Consider the following 17526-nt stretch of genomic DNA (forward strand, 5'->3'; position numbering starts at 1 on the left):
ATGAACAAGTACATAGAGATATACAAGAATGAGCTTCTAAACGAAATTGTCCCGTTTTGGAGCAAAAACTCTTTAGATAAAGATGCTGGAGGGTACTTTACCTGCTTAGATGCCAGGGGAAATATTTACGATACCGATAAGTTTGCCTGGTTACAGGGCCGCCAAATTTGGACTTATGCGATGCTTTTTGACAAGGTTGAGGCTAAGCAAGAATGGAAAGACATTTCTGAACTGGGCGCCTCGTTTATGAGAAAGCACGGAAGGGACGAAAACGGCGATTGGTATTTCTCCTTCACCAAAAGAGGGAAGCCATTAGTGCAGCCTTACAATATTTTTTCCGACTGTTTTGCGGCTTTGGGCTTTGGGGCTTTGTGCAAAATCAATCACAGCAGTGAGGATGCTGACATTGCGCTAAGCACCTTCAACCGTATTTTAGAAAGAAGAAATAACCCAAAGGGAAAATACACCAAAGGCTTTCCAGGTACCAGAGATCTGAAAAACTTCTCGTTACCGATGATTCTTTGCAATCTTTCGCTTGAGTTAGCGCATTTGTTGGATAAATCGACCATCGATGGTTTAATTGACGAGGTATTGCACGAAGTAATGTCGGTGTTCTATCAGCCACAATCTGGCTTGATCCTGGAAAATGTGCATCAAGACGGCAGCTTCTCCGATTCGTTTGAAGGCAGGGTAGTTAACCCAGGCCATATCATCGAGGCCATGTGGTTCATCATGGATTTAGCCGTTAGAAAGAATGATACCGAACTGATCAACAAAGCGCTCGAAATTGCTTTTACCGCTTTAGAGTTTGGCTGGGATGATCAATACGACGGTATTTTGTACTTTAAGGATATCAAGGGAAATCCCGTACAACAACTAGAGTGGGACCAAAAACTTTGGTGGGTACACGTAGAGGCTCTGGTAACCATGGCCAAAGGCTATGCCATTACCCAGAACGAAAAATGTGCGGTTTGGTTCGAAAAGCTGCACAACTACACCTGGAAAAACTTTAGAGATACCGAAAACGGTGGTGAATGGTATGGTTATCTTAACCGCAGGGGCGAAGTTTCGATCGCAGCCAAGGGCGGCAAGTGGAAAGGCTGTTTCCATATCCCCAGGGCATTGTACCAAGTTTATCATACGTTGGAAAAAGCAGCAGTGCCGGCAATATGAAACAAACCGTTTTTTTCATAATTTTTCTTTTTGGAAGTAATGCCTGGGCACAAAAGGGCCATTTCACGCTGGTTTCTCCAGATGGAAAGCTCCAAACAATTATTAATACCAACAACCGCCTTAGCATTTGTGTGCTTCAGGAAAAAGACACCATCCTAAAGCCTTCCATTATCGGTATGGATATTGTTGGCAAGCCCTCATTTGGGATTAATCCCAGCGTTTCAAAAAGCATTGTTTCTACAAACAGAACACAAAAAATAGAAAGCCCTTTTTACAAGAAGGGCTTTATTACTGGGATCTACAATGAAATATGCCTTTACTTTAAGGGAAATTATAGCGTAACCTTTAGGGCTTATAATCAAGGAATGGCCTATCATTTCTCCAGTTCATTAAAGGATCCGTTTTTGGTTAAGCATGAAACAGCTGATTTTACCTTCCCAGACAGTGCCAATGCCTATGTTCCATATGTAAAAGTGAGGGGGGCCGAGCTTACCATAGAAAGGCAATTCAACAACTCTTTCGAAAACACCTACACTTATGGCAAAATAACAGCCATGGACACCAACCGATTGGCCTTTCTACCCCTATTGGTTGAGACGCAAACCAGCAAAAAAGTGCTGATCACGGAGGCAGACCTAGAATCGTACCCCGGAATGTACCTAAGAAACCGCAATGGCAAAAACAAACTATCCGCAGTTTTTGCCCCCTACCCTAAAACGCTGGAGCATGGCGGCTACAATAAACTACAACTATTGGTAAAAGAGCGAGAACCCTATATCGCCAAAGTAGCCTCGGCCAGAAACTTCCCATGGCGAATCATTTCGGTAGCCCAAAAAGACGCCGAACTTCTGGAAAACGATATGGTATATCAGTTAGCCTCTCCTTCTAAAATAGCTGATATTTCTTGGATAAAACCCGGAAAAGCCGCTTGGGACTGGTGGAACGCCTGGAACTTATACGGGGTAGATTTTAGGGCAGGAATTAATACCGAAACCTACAAGTATTATATCGATTTTGCTTCAAAAACGGGTTTGGCCTATGTGGTAATTGATGAAGGCTGGGCCGTAAACCTAAAATATGATCTTAAACAAGTGGTTCCGTCCGTAAACCTGCCCGAGCTGATCAACTACGCTAAGCAAAAAAATGTAGGCATTATTTTATGGGCCGGATACTATGCCTTTGAAAAAGACATGGAAGAGGTTTGCAGGCACTACTCGGCCCTCGGCGTAAAGGGATTTAAAATAGATTTTATGGATAGGGACGACCAGCTTATGGTCGAATTTTATTATAAAGCCGCTAAAACCGCCGCAAAATACCATCTCATCCTCAACCTTCATGGTGCGTATAAGCCTACTGGCCTACAAAGAACATATCCCAATGTGCTTAATTTTGAAGGAATCCACGGCATGGAACAAATGAAATGGGTAGATATCAAAACTGATCAGGTTACTTATGACGTTACTTTCCCTTTTATCAGAATGGTTGCGGGCCCGGTAGACTACACACAGGGAGCCATGAGAAATGCTTCTAAAAGCAACTATAGGGCCATTAGCCAAGAAGCCATGAGCCAGGGCACCAGATGCAGGCAGCTGGCATCGTATATCGTTTTCGATGCGCCCCTATCCATGCTATGCGATAATCCAGTAAACTACGAAAAGGAGGAGGAAAGCATGTCCTTCATCTCCAAAATCCCTTCCTATTGGGACCAAACCGTTGCATTGGACAGTAAAATTGGGGAGTATATCGTGGTTGCTAAAAAAAAGGGAGGTGATTGGTATATAGGTGGATTAAACAACTGGAACAAAAGAAGTATCCATTTGGATCTGTCTTTTTTAGACCAACATGCCAAGCATGCAGAGCTTTTTGTTGATGGCATTAATGCCGATAGGGTAGCCAGAGATTATAAAAGGAAAACACTGGAGCTTTCGGATCGCAGAACTTTAAAAGTAGACATGGCGCCTGGCGGTGGATTTGCCATCAGGATTTCCTCCAGAAAAGCACCTTAAAACACAAAAAAGGGGCTATGGCCCCTTTTTCATTTGTTTGTCCCCTTTATCTGATGGTAATTGAATTATACCTTACCGTAGCCTTAACATTAGAAGGGCCGCCCCTGCCAATGGTTCCGGCGTACTCCTTGGTTGAACTGGAACCTCGCTCTTCCTCATCAACTCCTACCCTTTTGGCATTTACGTTTTCGCCATATTTAAAGGATGCATAGTGTGTATCAACGTTTAGGTTACCCCCAAAATTTGGGGCAAAGCCCAATGTAACGGTTATATACTCTGCATCAACATTAATTGTTTTGCTGCTGGCCTCTATTTTTTCGATATTCAATTTACCGCCATATTGAGATTTGGCCGTAAAAATTCCGGTAAGCCTGCCTACTCTCACGGCGGTATATTGGGAGGTAAGGCTTAAGTTGCCCACCTGCTCAATGGATAGGCCACTGCCGTATTGTACCCTAATGCCCGCTTCGCCCCTTACCGTACCAATTTTTACCGAAGCATACTGCGCATCCAGATCCAGGTTGCCTACCGATTCGATGGACAAACCGCTGCCATATTGCTGTCTGATGCTGGCATTTCTCTTGATATCACCAATGCGAACGGTCGCATATTGGGCAGTAAGATTTAGATCGCCAATGGAAGCAATGGTTAGGCCACTGCCATATTGCTGCTTAATGGTGGCCTTGTTCACATCTTTCAAATCAACGCTGGTATATTGTGCCGAGATAAAATTGTTCACGTTGCTCAAATCGCCGGTAATTAGCTTTCCATATTGTACTTTAAGTGCCGTGGGCCCAGAAAAATCGGGGATTTCCAGGTTGCCGTATTGCTGCGTAGCACTAAGGGCAACGTTTGAGGGCAAATAAACGGTCATGAAAATTTTTACCTCCCTGCGCCATCTCTTTCCGTTTCTGTTGCCATTTCCCCAGTTGCCGTTTCTGTCTTCCATTTGGGTTTTAAACATGGCCTCATCTCCATTTTTGGAGCTGCTAATGGTTACGTTGTCAATTAGCTTCTGTGCTTCATCTTCAGAGTTTGCAAAAGCCCTGATATCGGCATCTACCTTCACTTCATTTTTTTCCCAGGTTTTCACAATAATGTTCCCGTAAATGTTGGCAACGTTCACCTTATCGCCACGGCCAATGCTGTAGCTCTTTGAAAAAGATTTGGTCCTCTGCGGATCGTCATACTGGCCCTGTTGGTAGTTGCTATAACTTTCTGTTGTTTCGGTGACCTTCCCATCTTTTGTCGTTTTATGGCGGGTAACCACTAACGATCTGGAAACAGACGTTGATGAGCTTTGGCTATACTCGGCCGCAGGAGCGGCTGGAGTTGGGGGCGTAGGCGGTACGGCCACCTGTGCATTTGCTTGTAGTACCGACCAAACCAAGGCCGAGATACTAAATATGATATTTTTCATTTTCTTTAAAACTTGTTTTTGGCAGAGCAAAACTGTTTTAAATACGTTATAACCGACGTCGAAAGAAATAAAGTATTAAATCGTTTTCTCCTCTTTTTTATATTGATTGACTTGATTGATAATGTACAACTGTTGGCTGATCATCTGTAATTGTATCTCCAGGTTTTTCATCATGGCCTTGCCAACCAAGGCTTTGTTAGGGCTGGTTTGCAGTTGTTGCTTCAGTTCCTGATAATCTTTGTCTAGCTTGCCCATATCGGCAATAAACTGTTTATAAAGCTCCGGATCAGCATTGGCCAAAACCTGTAAACTATCCCGCTTTTCTTCAATTAGGTTGGTAAACCTTACTTCTTTTTTACCTAAACCGGGGTTAATATCTGCCACTAAAATTTCAGTAGCTGATTTTTTATACTGGTAACCAAAGTACACCCCTACCGTAAGTATCAACATGGCGGCGATACTCATCCATTGGTAAAGGCCAAAAGTTTTTTGCTTAGGTTGTTTCTTATCCAGCTCTGCGGCTATTTTGCCCCAAAGTGCATCCGACGGACCTTTAACCTCAAACTGTTTTTTGTTATCTCTTACAAACCCCTCTAATTTATTGTTCATCTTACTACTCCTTTCGTTGCTAATAAACTATTCAACTTTCTTTTAGCCCGCATGTATTGGGTGCGCGACGTGTTTTCTGTTATTTTTAAAATATGTGCAATCTCCTCGTGGTCATAACCTTCAAACAAGTATAAACTTAACACCACTCTATAACCATCAGGCAGTTCGGCCATTGCACTTTTTATGGCCTCTACCTTTAAATGTGTTTCTTCAAAATCTGTCTCCTGCTCATCGGCCACATCCACCTCATCCACGCTCACGGTTTCCATTTTTCGCTTGCGCAGATAATTGATAGACCTATTAATCACGATTTGTTTTAACCAAAGCCCAAAAGTTGTTTCCTGCCTAAAGTCGGCAATGCGGTTAAAAGCATCCAAAAAGGCCTCCTGCAACACATCTTCCGCCTCGGCATCATCATTAACAATCCTCAGGGCCACGTTGTACATAGCCGTAGCATACAACTTGTATATCTCAAATTGGGCCTTCCTGCTGCCGTTTCGGCATTCGGTCACTAAATCTGTGTGCTTGTCTATGTAAACAGTTTCCAAATTCTAAAGCGTTCTGATCAAAAGACAACGTGAAATTCAAAACGTTGCATCATGCTACAAAAATATTTTTTTGTTTCTTGTTTTTAATGAGAAAAGCGGATAAATCGTTGTATTTAAATATAATCGTCCGTCCAACATTTCGGGATACATTCCAGATCCTCGTTTCGTTAATGCTATGGACTTTACATAACGATTGAGGTTAAATATTTAACCGCTAAGAAAAATAAAAGACCCGCAGGACGCAAAGTAGAAATGAACCTTAACCGCGACCAACCAAAAAAACCATCAATAAAAATAATCCTATCTTTGGCACCATGGCACGCATCATGGCATTTGATTATGGCACCAAACGTATTGGCATAGCGGTTACAGATCCTTTGCAGATTATTGCAACAGGCCTTGATACCATACACCCCAAGGATATCATAGATTTCATCAAGAAATATCTCCAAACTGAGCAGGTAGAAGCTTTTGTGCTTGGCGATCCCAAACAAATGGACGGCTCCCCATCTGAAAATGCGCAGCACGTTAAAGGCTTTTCCACCATTTTGAAAAAGAACTTTCCTGGTATTCCGCAGCATTGGGTTGACGAACGTTTTACTTCTAAAATGGCACATGCCACCATTATGCAAAGCGGCCTCAAAAAGAGCGACAGAAGAGACAAAGAAAGAGTGGACACCATCTCGGCAACCATAATTCTGCAATATTTTATGGAACAAAACCGTTTATAAGCACAATGATCAGCGAAGAACTACAGCAGCTTTTGCTCAAATATTGCGAGCCCGAAGACCAATTGCTACAGCATATTGACCGGGAAACCAACCTTAAAGTTTTAATGCCCCGCATGCTCAGCGGTCATTACCAAGGTCGGGTATTGAGCTTGCTCAGCAAAATGATTTCCCCAAAAAGAATTTTAGAAATAGGCACCTTTACCGGATACGCTACTTTATGTTTGGCCGAAGGCTTAGCCCAAGACGGCATCATCTATACCTTAGATATTAACGAAGAGTTAGAAGATATGGTCAGGGAAAATTTTGCCAAATCTCCTTTAGGTGCTAAAATAAAATATATCCTTGGCGATGCCCAACAAAGTATCGCCCGGCTCAACGAAACCTTTGACCTGGTTTTTATTGATGCCGACAAAAAAAATAACGGCACGTATTACGACCTGATTTTTGACCATGTAAGAAGTGGTGGACTTATCATTGTAGACAATGTGCTTTGGAGTGGCAAAATTGTAAACAATGCCCAAGACAAGGATACTAAAAATATCAGTTCTTTTAACGATAAAATAAACGAAGACCAACGGGTAGAAAAATTGATTTTACCCGTTAGAGATGGCTTATTTGTCATCAGAAAAAAATAAATCAGGTGGCAATTGTCAGTTGAAATTTAGCGCTTGCTAACATTTACAATAAAACAATTTAACAATGAAGAAAATTCTATTTCTGTTCTTCCTATGTACAAAAACGATATTTGCCTTTGCTCAAACCACCCAAGAGTATATTGAAGAATATGCTGATGTAGCGCAGGACCTGATGGAAGAACACCATATCCCGGCAAGCATTATTTTGGGCGTGGCCATCCACGAATCAGCGGCAGGCAAAAGTAAAATTGCCCGATACCTGAACAACCACTTTGGCATTAAGGGCAAAAATTCCAACACCGAAATCCGGTCATCTTATAAAGATTTTCCAACGGTAGATTCGTCCTACAATCACTTTATTGCGTTTTTAAAAAGTCGCAGTTATTTTAATGTCCTTTTTGATAAGTATGATCAATATGACTTTAAAGCCTGGGCAAGGGGCATACAGCGAGGGGGCTACGCCCGCAGCCGCACCTGGGCCTCACAGGTAATTGCACTGATCCGGAAATATGAACTGTTCCAATACGATAACCGTCCGGAAGATTATGTAGAGCCTGTTGACCCCAAGCCTGTTTATCCATCAAAAAAAAGAGCGTCCCGCACCTACACCGTAAAACAAGGCGATAATTTAGGTATTATTGCCAAACGAAATAAAACAACGGTCAAGGCGATCAAAAGTAAAAACGGGCTCAAGTCAAACGCCCTTAAACCTGGACAAAAACTGAAACTTTAGTGAAAATGAGTAAAAACAAATCGCTGCTTCTGTTAATGTTGGCACTTGCTTTAGGAAGTGCATGTAAAAGCAGGCAGTATAGCCGCAACAACAAACAGATCGAAAAAAACGCCAAAAAAGACAATCCTTCCCCTGTTTCCTATACCACGGTATCCTACATTGATGCTTTTAAAGCCATTGCCATCGAAGAGATGAACAAGTTTGGCATTCCGGCAAGCATTACCCTGGCACAGGGCATCTTGGAATCAGGTAGTGGCAGCAGCGACCTGGCCAAATATGCCAACAACCATTTCGGCATCAAATGTACGTCTGATTGGAAAGGAAAAGCTTATTACAAGGACGATGACCAAAGGGACGATTGTTTCAGGGTGTACAAAGATCCCCGCGAATCATACAAAGACCATTCGGAGTTTTTAAAACGAAAACGCTATGCGGCACTATTTGAGCTAGATAAAAACGATTATCGCAATTGGGCCATTGGGCTTAAAAATGCGGGATATGCCACCAACCCCAAATATCCGGACCTGCTCATTAACCTGATCGAAAAATACCAGCTCTATCAATATGACCAATCAGAAAGCGAGCGTGAAAAACTGGCCCGAGAGGATAAGGTGTTCAAAGAGATCAATGCCAACATCCCCAATGAGAAAAAACTGTACACTCCAGTTAACGTTGCGCCAAAAGATCCGCCAGCAGCATTGGAAAACGGTAAATATCATGTGGTACAAGCCGGAGAAACCCTTTACCGGATCAGCCAGCTTTATAAAATCTCGGTTGATGATTTAAAGGCCCTCAACCAACTGCCAGACAACAACATTAAAGTTGGACAAAAACTGGTAGTGGTTAAATAATGTTAAGATAGAGGCATCAATCTGTTTAAGTTGTAGCTTTGCTCATAAAAATGAAATTTCTACTCGCCAGCATATTTTTCCTCGGCACAATATCAGCATTTGCGCAACAAAAAGCGGTGCCGGGCTTTGTGGTTGATAAAGATACTAAATTGAGGCTGGCCAAGGTTTATATCTATAACTCATCTTTAGACGAAGGTTTTTATAATAACACCAAAGGTGAGTTTGTGGCGCCTGTTAAACTTGGCGACACATTGTTTGCAGCACTCAGCGGCCATGCCATGGATACCATCGTTTACCGCGGACAAAGTGCCATTGTTTTCCAGCTACGCTCGATGGGTATCAGGCTAAAGGAGGTGAGCATTTACGGAAAGGCCAAAACTCCTCAGGAACTTTACAAATCAAAACTGGACGAGTTTAAATACAAACTGGACCAGGGCAGCAGCAAAGACTTGCTTAACTTGGGCCAAAGAGGCGTTGGCCTAGGCATTGATGCCATTTATAATTTGCTGAGCAGGCAAGGTAAAAATGCCCGTCATTTACAGCAAATACTTGAAAAGGATTATAAAGAACAGGTCATAGACTACCGTTATAACCCCACCTATGTTAAGAGCCTTATTGATATCAAAGAAGATAAGCTACAGGATTTTATGACACAGTACAGGCCTACCTATCAGTTTGTGCTTAATGCTTCTGAATATGCTTTTGTGCAATTTGTAAAAAATAGCTATGCTTCCTACAAACGAAATCCATCAATGTTCCGTTTGCCTAAGTTGCCTGAGCTAAGTATCGATAAAATGTGATGGCCTGGTTTATTGTAGTGCCCAAGCTACGAGTATCAGCTATGGCCATTTATCCATTTATTTTGGTGCAAAAAACGGCCTACAAAACGGAGGCTATTTTGGTTAACCACGAAAAAATACACCACCGCCAACAGCTGGAATTGCTCATTGTTCCATTTTACCTTTTTTACCTGATCAATTACCTGTACAACTTATTGAAATACAGGAAACACCATGTTGCCTATTTAAATATCGTATTTGAAAAAGAGGCTTTTGCCCAACAACATAACCTTGCTTATTTAAATAGCAGAAAGTTGTTCTCGTGGATAAAGTATGCCCGCCGTTAACTTGCTATTTTCGTTACATAAAGCCGTTATGGGTATAAACATTTTATAAAATTTTACGTTTCTTTGTGAAGAATGAAGCGTTTAGTATTTACCATTTCTACTATATCGGCTCTTTGTGGGGCTGTTTCGGCCCAAGAAATAGACACGGTGCCCATTCCGGTAAAAGATCTGGAAATTAGGCTAAAAAGAAGTCCACTGCCTTCAAGAACAGGGGTTATTCCTTTCCAGCCGGTGGAGCTGAAACCGGCCTTGGTAAAAGCAAAAATCAATTACTGGAAAACCAAAGGTACGGTGAGCATTAATGCTAACCAGGCTTCGTTTAGCGATAACTGGAAAGGTGGCGGGGTAAATTCCATTGCGCTGGGCGGTTTGGTTAATTACAAGGCTGAGTATAGCAAAGAGAGCTATAGCTATACCACTGAGGTGATTTTACAGTACGGAAAAGTTAAAAACAAAGACCAACTGCAAAAGAAAACCAACGACCGTATTTATTGGGACAATAAGGCGGCGGTGCAATTATCGAAAAACTGGTATTTCTTTGCTTCGCTAAGTTTCGAATCGCAGTTCGACAAAGGTTTCTCCTATTCCAAGGATGCGCAGGGGAACGAAGTAGCCAAACTGCTTTCCAAATTTATGTCGCCTGGTTATTTTACCGAGTCGCTGGGTTTTGAGTATAAGCCAAGTGCGGTTTTCTCTACCCGTATTGGTACGGGTACGGCCCGCCAAACTTTTGTATTGGATACCAACATTTATAAAACCAACTCCAAAAACTTTGGCGTACCTATAGGAAGTACGATCAAAAATGAGCTCGCATTCCAAATTGTGAGCAATTTTGAAAAAGAGGTGGTTAAAAACGTGGTGTTAAAAGCGAAGTACAACATGTTTATTCCGTATGATAATTTTGGCCACATTGACCATCGCCTGGACATGGTGGCTACTTCAAGGATCAACCGGTTTATGAACGTGTCGTTAACGGGGGTAATTTTGTACGATAGGGATATGGACCTGAAGGTGCAGAAAAGCCAGGCACTGGCTTTGGGATTAAGTTTTACCTTCCCGAGGTAGCATTCCGCTAACTTTTATTTGCAAACCTCTCGGGGTTTTCAGAAACGGCGCTTGCAACTGCCTTGGGTTGCTAAACCCGATTGCAACGGCAGCCCCGAGGTACGAGGGCTAAAGTGTAAAGCGGGACTGCTGGTACCTATTTGATCTGTTCCTGCTTTTCTAAAAATAATTAGCAAAGTGTTGGCTATATTACCATTAAATCGCAATTCGTAAATCTACAATCGTAAATTATTAATACCTTTGCGTTTCACAAATTTTAATATAAAAAGCATTCAACAATGTTTGAAAATTTACAGGATAAGTTAGACAGGGCGTTTAAGGTTCTGAAAGGACAGGGAAGCATTACTGAAATCAACGTGGCCGAAACCATGAAGGAAATCAGAAAGGCTTTGTTAGATGCGGACGTAAATTATAAAACAGCCAAATCTTTTACCGACCAGGTGAAGGAAAAGGCTTTGGGGGCAAACGTACTGACCAGCATTTCGCCAGGCCAATTGCTTACCAAAATTATGAACGACGAGCTTGCGGCTTTAATGGGCGGCGAGGCTACGGAACTTGATTTAAAGAACAATCCGACCATTATATTAATTGCAGGTTTAAACGGTGCGGGTAAAACTACCTTCACTGGAAAATTGGCCCTACACCTTAAAAGCAAGGGCAAAAAACCTTTAATGGTTGCTGGCGACGTTTACCGGCCGGCGGCTGTTGACCAGTTGCAAGTGCTAGGTGAGCAGGTTGGTGTGCCGGTATATGCCAACAAAGAATCGAAAGACCCAGTTGCTATTGCGCTTGAAGGTATTGCCGAAGGCAAGAAGAACAACAACAATGTAATTATTGTGGATACGGCGGGGCGTTTGTCTATTGACGAGGCCCTGATGAACGAGATTTCGGAAGTTAAAGCGCAAACTAAACCGCACGAGATTTTATTTGTGGTTGACTCGATGACGGGTCAGGATGCGGTAAATACGGCCAAAGTATTTAACGACCGCCTTGATTTTACGGGCGTTGTTTTAACCAAATTAGATGGGGATACCCGTGGTGGCGCAGCGCTTTCGATCAAATCTGTGGTTGATAAACCGATTAAGTTTATTGGTACGGGCGAGAAGATGGAAGCTTTGGATGTTTTTTATCCAGACAGGATGGCTTCGCGTATTTTGGGCATGGGCGACGTGGTTTCCCTGGTAGAGCGTGCCCAGCAACAGTTTGACGAAAAGCAGGCTGCCGAACTACAGAAGAAAATCCGTAAGAACAAATTTGATTTCAACGACTTTTACGGACAGATCCAACAAATCAAGAAAATGGGCAACATGAAAGATTTGATGGGCATGATCCCGGGCGTTGGCAAGATGATGAAAAACGTGGATATTGATGACGATGCCTTTAAAGGCGTAGAGTCGATTATCCAGTCGATGACTCCTTTTGAAAGGGAAAACCCAGATGCGATACAGCAAAGCCGCAAGTTGCGGATTGCCAAAGGATCGGGCAATAAGCTGGAAGATGTGACCAAGCTATTGAAGCAATTTGAGGATATGCGAAAGGTGATGAAACAATTCTCTAATCCTGCTGCTGCTGCAAAAATGATGCGCAACATGCCAAAAATGCCGCAGAGATAAGACCCTCCAACCCTCCCTAAAGCGAGGCTTAAATAGTAAAGCCCTAATATCTTAAAGATGTTAGGGCTTTTTTACGCCAATACTAAGCTCTTTTAGGGTTTAGGATTAATCTTCTAAAACAACCGCTGTTCCGCTGGCGGTTACCATTAGCATGCTGCCGCCGTTGCCAACGGTTTCATAGTCTAAATCAACACCGATAACGGCATTGGCGCCCATAGCCGCGGCATATTGCTGCATTTCGCTCACGGCAGTATTTTTGGCTTCGCGGAGTACTTGCTCATAGGAGCCTGAGCGTCCGCCTACAATATCCCTAAGGCCGGCCAAAATATCTTTAAAGAAATTTGCACCAATAATGGTTTCGCCAGTTACCAGGCCAATATATTTTACAACTTTCTTTCCTTCTACAGTATTTGTGGTGGTTATTAACATATTTTTAAGTTTTTTTATTTCGACGATGATATGGTAAAGATGTTACACTAATTTAACATTTTTCTTTAACTATCTTTTCTTTTTCAACGGGTTATAAAAACAAGAAAAACAGCAATTTAACTTTTTTGTTTAAAAAAATCTATCTTTGCATGTAAAGTTAGTCTAACGATAACCAAACGTGACAGCTTTGGCTACAATGAAAATCCAATAAAATGAAAAAATTCTGCCTGATAACGCTTCTCTGTGCTGCTGTATTTTCTGTAAAAGCGCAAAACACAGCTCCAGGCTTTGATCAAACTAATTCGCAGTTTTCTGTTAATTTGGCTGTATTAAGCAATAATACCCGTAGCTCGGCCGACAATTTGTTCGAGGAAGGAGAACGCTATGAACGTTTCGGGGATTTTGACAGTGCGGCTTTTATGTTCAATAAAGCGGCCAACGAGTACCGCCTGGACAAGAAATATAACTTATACGGGACCACCCTTATTCGGCTGAGCAATGTATATCTGTCACAAGCCAACTTTACCGAGGCAGAGCATGTAGTGCTGAAACAGGTGCTGAAAAACTATGCCAGAACGGGCAGCAAGTCTGGACAGATGTCGGCCTATCAACAATTGGGCAAAATTTACTTGGCGGCCAACAAATTGCCACAGGCCCTTTGGTTTTACACCCAACATGGCATATTGGCCCAGCAGCTTCAGGACAAAAATGCCTACATCGAATCTGTTTTGGGCATTGTGTCGGTAAAAATCAAAAAGAAAGATTACCTATTAGCTTCTAAAGACCTTAATACGGTAGAACTTCTTTCCAAAAATGCCAATACCGTTCAATACAATCAAATCATCAAAAACAACAGGGCATTAATTGCGGAAAAAACAATCAGTAAAAAAGGATAACGGCGGTACAAAGCGCCTAACGATTACTTGTTTTTTTAAATGCGAATACGCTCCATACGCTCTCTCCATGACTTCAAAAACCAACATTGCTGCTCTCTTGAGCAATCGCGAGCTGGAAATTATCCGGCTGATTACCCTTGAGTACAATAACCAAGATATTGCAAAACATTTAGACATTAGTAAAAGAACCGTTGAAACGCACCGCAAAAACATCTTTAAAAAAACCAAGGTAAAAAGTGTTGTTGGGCTGGTAGTTTTGGCCTTAAAGAATGGCTTGGTGCCATAGTTTTAACTATTTTTAACAAACTTTACAAAAAAGATACAGACTAAAACTGCATCTTTTTTGTTTATTTAAGAAATTGGTATCATATTGGATAATGATTTTATAACGAATGGACTTTAAAACAGTTAAAGAAATGCTGAGAAAAATATTTGCCGTTACCTTCGCCGCCGCAGTTTTGGCCTGCACAGCCTCTCCAAAGGCGCAAAAACCGGTGAACGGTATCCCGAACATAAAACCAGACGAACAACAAAGTTTGGTAACCAAGGAAGTGGTGGGCTTGCTAGAGAACTATAATTACAAGAAGCCCAAATTGAACGATTCTATTTCCTCGATTGTTTTTGATCGATATATCAAGGCGCTGGACCCCTCTAGGTATTACTTTCTGGAAAGCGATATTAAGGAGTTTGAAGCCAACAGATACAACTTAGATGATGATTTTAGGATTGGAGATCTGAGCACGCCTTTTTATATTTTTAACGTTTACCTGAAAAGATACAATGAGCGTGTGAACTACTCTATTTCGCAGATCAAAAACAAATATGATTTTAACCAGAACGATACTTACGTGTACGACAGGGAAAAATTGCCTTGGGCAAAAAGCGTTGCAGAGCTTGACGATATCTGGAAAAAACGTGTGAAATACGAATTGGTGAATTTAAAAATTGCAGGTACTGATGATGCCAAAAACGTGGAAACTTTAACCAAACGTTATACCAGTTTAAAATCACAAGCAGCAAAATTCAACAACCAGGATGTTTTCCAAATTTTAATGGATGCATTTACCGAAGCCATTGATCCGCATACCAATTATTTCAACCCTCGTAATGCCGAAGCTTTCAACCAAGAAATGTCGCGTTCATTAGAAGGAATTGGGGCAGTGCTGCAATCGGAAAATGAAGTGACCAAAATTGCTTCGATTATGCCTGGAGGGCCTGCGTTCAAAAGCAAAAAATTAAATGCCGGCGATAAGATTATTGCCGTTGCCCAAGGTGCCGATGGTGAGTTTGAGGATATCATTGGCTGGAGAATTGATAACGCCGTGTCAAAAATTAAAGGGCCAAAAGGCACTACCGTTCGTTTAAAAGTTATTCCGGTAGGGCAAGAGCTTTCGTCGAAACCACAAATCATTACCTTGGTAAGGGAAAAAATTATCTTGGCAGATCAATCGGCCAAAAAAATCGTGAAAACTGTAGAGAGCGATGGCAAACCTTATAAAATTGGTGTGATCAAAATCCCTGCATTTTACGCTGATTTTAAAGCGGCAAACGCTGGGGATCCAAACTATAAAAGTACCACCAGAGATGTGAGGTTGTTGATTGACACTTTAAAAAACATGGATAAAGTGGATGCTATTGTGGTTGATTTAAGAGCAAACGGAGGTGGTTCATTAAACGAAGCCATTGAACTTTCGGGCTTGTTTATTGGAAAAGGCCCGGTAGTACAGGTTAAAGATTATAGAAACAGTGTAAAGGTTTACAAGGATGAGGACAACAATATTGTTTGGGACGGTCCTATGGGCGTAATGATTGACCGCTTGAGTGCCTCAGCATCTGAGATTTTTGCAGGTGCGATACAGGATTATGGCCGCGGAATTGTGATGGGAACCCAATCTTATGGCAAGGGAACCGTGCAATCATCCATAGATTTAAACTCGTTGATGAACTCCTCAATGCTGCAAAAACTAGCCGCACTGTTCAAAAAGAACGAAGGCGAAAAGAAAACCATTAACACCAAAGACGCCAATTCACCTACGGTAACTATTGTGGATAAGAACGGCGTGCCGCAGCTGGGGCAAATTAACCTGACCATGGCCAAGTTTTATCGTGTAAGCGGTAGCAGCACTCAACATAAAGGCGTTATTCCCGATATCAACTTCCCTTCTATTTATCCGTTGGATAAAATTGGAGAGGATACAGAACCTTCGGCCCTGCCTTTTGATATGGTTAACCCATCTACATATACTACTGTGTATGATTTGAATGCCGCAAAAGCTGCGTTGCTGAAATTGCACGAAAAGCGTATGTCTAAATCTTTAGATTACAAAATGTTAAAAGAAGATATTGCCGAAGGCAAGAAAAGAGAAAATGAAACCTCTATTACCCTTAACGAGACGAAACTGAAAGCGGAAAGAGATGCGCTTGAAGCTAAATCGTTAGCAAGATTAAATCAGGTAAGAGCCGAAAAAGGTTTAGCACCATTGAAAAAAGGGGAAAAAACACCTAAACAAGAAGCTTCAGATTTTATTGAGGATGAGAGCATGAACATTATGGTGGATTTCATGAAGTTTAATGAAAGCACAAAATTGAGCAAAAACAATAACAAGGCTATACTTAATAAGTAACCAACCTTGGCCATAAAAAAAGCGAGAAGATATCTTCTCGCTTTTTTTATGGCTATACTCGTCATTGCAGTGACAGTAATATCACGTCATTGCGAGGAACGAAGCAATCTATAAGATGAAAATCCATCAATAGCTTTAAGATTGCTTCGTTCCTCGCAATGACGAACTATGTTTTTAAGACCTAAACCTCACAGCCGTTTTCATCACAGGCATTGCCCGTAGTTTCATTTAAGTTTTTTAGCGGCGATGTTTGTTGCGTAGCCTGCCACTCGTTATAGCTTTGGGTAAGGGCTTGTTTAAACGCTTCTACGGGCTGTGCTCCCGAAAGTGCATACTTTCTGTCCATCACAAAAAACGGAACACCCCTAACGCCTAATTGTTGGCTTTCGTAAATATCATATCGCACTTCTTCTTCAAACGCATTTCCTTCCAATACCGTTTTGGTTTCCGCTTGATCCAATCCTAAACCAGCGGCAATTTCTAACAACACTTCAAGCTTATCAATGTCTTTTCCATCCGTAAAATGCGCTTTAAAAAGGTATTCTTCTGCTAAATCTTGTTGACCTTTACTTGCTGCAAAATGGATTAAGCGATGGGCATTAAAAGAGTTAGCAGGAATGCTTTTTCCGAAATCGATATCCAATCCCGCTTCGATGGCCATGGACGACACTTGCTGAGTCATTTGCTCAGCCTGTGCAATGCTTATCCCCTTGTTAGTAGACAAATATTGATAAAGGTTTTCTCCATCTACATTTTTATAGTCTGGATTAAGCTGGTAGCTTTTCCAATCAACAGCTATTGCTTTGCCAAAAGGGAGTTCGGCTAAGGCCTTCTCTAAGTGTCTTTTACCAATGTAGCAAAAGGGGCACATCACATCTGACCATATTTCTATTTTCATCACTTTAAGTTTTATTGAGCAAAGGTAGGCACTTCGCCAAAAGCCTTGGTCTAAGGAAGGTAAAATAAAGCTTCGTCATTGCGAGCTTAGCGAAGCAATCTTAAAGTGATAGACCAAGTTTTCATCCTATGTATTTTGAGATTGCTTCGTGGTCGTTCCTCCTCCTCAC

General features: G+C 41.8%; 18 protein-coding genes. 13 read left to right on the top strand and 5 right to left on the bottom strand.

What is annotated here, in order from left to right; all coding sequences use genetic code 11:
* Complete coding sequence (locus DUT71_RS01980) at positions 1 to 1173, top strand: AGE family epimerase/isomerase (protein WP_113660833.1); 1173 nt, start codon at positions 1 to 3, stop codon at positions 1171 to 1173.
* Positions 1170 to 3179 carry a glycoside hydrolase family 97 protein gene (locus DUT71_RS01985; RefSeq protein WP_113660834.1) on the top strand — a complete coding sequence of 670 codons (2010 nt, stop codon included), beginning with the start codon at positions 1170 to 1172 and terminating at the stop codon, positions 3177 to 3179. Before DUT71_RS01980 ends, DUT71_RS01985 begins: the two co-directional genes overlap by 4 nt.
* A 46-nt stretch (positions 3180 to 3225) precedes the next feature.
* Here the strand turns inward: DUT71_RS01985 and DUT71_RS01990 are convergent, their stop codons facing one another.
* The 3 genes from DUT71_RS01990 to DUT71_RS02000 all read right to left on the bottom strand — a co-directional run bounded on the left by DUT71_RS01990 (position 3226) and on the right by DUT71_RS02000 (position 5756).
* On the bottom strand, positions 3226 to 4599 hold the full coding sequence (locus DUT71_RS01990; RefSeq protein ID WP_113660835.1) for a hypothetical protein: 1374 nt from the start codon (positions 4597 to 4599) through the stop codon (positions 3226 to 3228).
* Positions 4600 to 4674: 75 nt separating this feature from the next.
* On the bottom strand, positions 4675 to 5208 hold the full coding sequence (locus DUT71_RS01995; RefSeq protein WP_113660836.1) for a hypothetical protein: 534 nt from the start codon (positions 5206 to 5208) through the stop codon (positions 4675 to 4677).
* Positions 5205 to 5756: an RNA polymerase sigma factor gene (locus DUT71_RS02000; RefSeq protein ID WP_113660837.1), complete on the bottom strand. Its 552-nt coding sequence runs from the start codon at positions 5754 to 5756 to the stop codon at positions 5205 to 5207. The genes DUT71_RS01995 and DUT71_RS02000 overlap by 4 nt, the downstream gene beginning before the upstream one ends.
* A 314-nt stretch (positions 5757 to 6070) precedes the next feature.
* Between DUT71_RS02000 and ruvX the strand changes: the two genes are divergently transcribed.
* From ruvX to ffh, 8 genes are all read left to right on the top strand, one after another.
* Positions 6071 to 6487 (top strand): Holliday junction resolvase RuvX, encoded by a 417-nt coding sequence (gene ruvX, locus DUT71_RS02005; protein WP_113660838.1) that lies wholly within the window; start codon positions 6071 to 6073, stop codon positions 6485 to 6487.
* 5 nt (positions 6488 to 6492) lie between these two features.
* Positions 6493 to 7122 (top strand): O-methyltransferase, encoded by a 630-nt coding sequence (locus DUT71_RS02010; RefSeq protein WP_113660839.1) that lies wholly within the window; start codon positions 6493 to 6495, stop codon positions 7120 to 7122.
* A gap of 64 nt (positions 7123 to 7186) precedes the next feature.
* Complete coding sequence (locus tag DUT71_RS02015) at positions 7187 to 7855, top strand: glucosaminidase domain and LysM peptidoglycan-binding domain-containing protein (protein WP_113660840.1); 669 nt, start codon at positions 7187 to 7189, stop codon at positions 7853 to 7855.
* 5 nt (positions 7856 to 7860) lie between these two features.
* The gene (locus DUT71_RS02020; protein WP_113660841.1) at positions 7861 to 8706 is read left to right on the top strand and encodes a glucosaminidase domain-containing protein; all 846 of its coding nucleotides are present in this window, start codon (positions 7861 to 7863) and stop codon (positions 8704 to 8706) included.
* Positions 8707 to 8756: 50 nt separating this feature from the next.
* Complete coding sequence (locus tag DUT71_RS02025) at positions 8757 to 9506, top strand: hypothetical protein (RefSeq protein WP_113660842.1); 750 nt, start codon at positions 8757 to 8759, stop codon at positions 9504 to 9506.
* A complete protein-coding gene (locus DUT71_RS02030; RefSeq protein ID WP_113660843.1) occupies positions 9506 to 9832 on the top strand; it encodes a hypothetical protein in 327 nt (108 codons plus the stop codon). The genes DUT71_RS02025 and DUT71_RS02030 overlap by 1 nt, the downstream gene beginning before the upstream one ends.
* Before the next feature lie 72 nt (positions 9833 to 9904).
* Entirely contained in the window at positions 9905 to 10897 is a 993-nt protein-coding gene (locus DUT71_RS02035; protein ID WP_113660844.1) for a DUF3078 domain-containing protein, read from the top strand.
* A 278-nt stretch (positions 10898 to 11175) separates the two neighbouring features.
* The gene (gene ffh / locus DUT71_RS02040; RefSeq protein ID WP_113660845.1) at positions 11176 to 12510 is read left to right on the top strand and encodes a signal recognition particle protein; all 1335 of its coding nucleotides are present in this window, start codon (positions 11176 to 11178) and stop codon (positions 12508 to 12510) included.
* Between the two features lie 105 nt (positions 12511 to 12615).
* Here ffh and DUT71_RS02045 read toward each other — a convergent pair whose 3' ends face one another.
* On the bottom strand, positions 12616 to 12939 hold the full coding sequence (locus tag DUT71_RS02045; protein ID WP_113660846.1) for a YbjQ family protein: 324 nt from the start codon (positions 12937 to 12939) through the stop codon (positions 12616 to 12618).
* Between the two features lie 212 nt (positions 12940 to 13151).
* Here DUT71_RS02045 and DUT71_RS02050 point away from each other — a divergent pair, with 212 nt between their 5' ends.
* The 3 genes from DUT71_RS02050 (at position 13152) to DUT71_RS02060 (ending at position 16459) form a co-directional block, all read left to right on the top strand.
* Positions 13152 to 13835, top strand: a complete 684-nt coding sequence (locus tag DUT71_RS02050; protein WP_113660847.1) for a tetratricopeptide repeat protein — start codon at positions 13152 to 13154, stop codon at positions 13833 to 13835.
* 67 nt (positions 13836 to 13902) lie between these two features.
* Complete coding sequence (locus DUT71_RS02055; protein ID WP_113660848.1) at positions 13903 to 14121, top strand: response regulator transcription factor; 219 nt, start codon at positions 13903 to 13905, stop codon at positions 14119 to 14121.
* A gap of 130 nt (positions 14122 to 14251) precedes the next feature.
* Positions 14252 to 16459, top strand: coding sequence for a carboxy terminal-processing peptidase (locus DUT71_RS02060; protein WP_240186826.1), 2208 nt, complete (start codon positions 14252 to 14254; stop codon positions 16457 to 16459).
* Between the two features lie 181 nt (positions 16460 to 16640).
* Here DUT71_RS02060 and DUT71_RS02065 read toward each other — a convergent pair whose 3' ends face one another.
* A complete protein-coding gene (locus DUT71_RS02065; RefSeq protein ID WP_113660850.1) occupies positions 16641 to 17357 on the bottom strand; it encodes a DsbA family oxidoreductase in 717 nt (238 codons plus the stop codon).
* Positions 17358 to 17526 lie beyond the last annotated feature (169 nt).

This window comes from Pedobacter nanyangensis (assembly GCF_003313505.1).
Classification (GTDB): Bacteria; Bacteroidota; Bacteroidia; order Sphingobacteriales; family Sphingobacteriaceae; genus Pedobacter; species Pedobacter nanyangensis.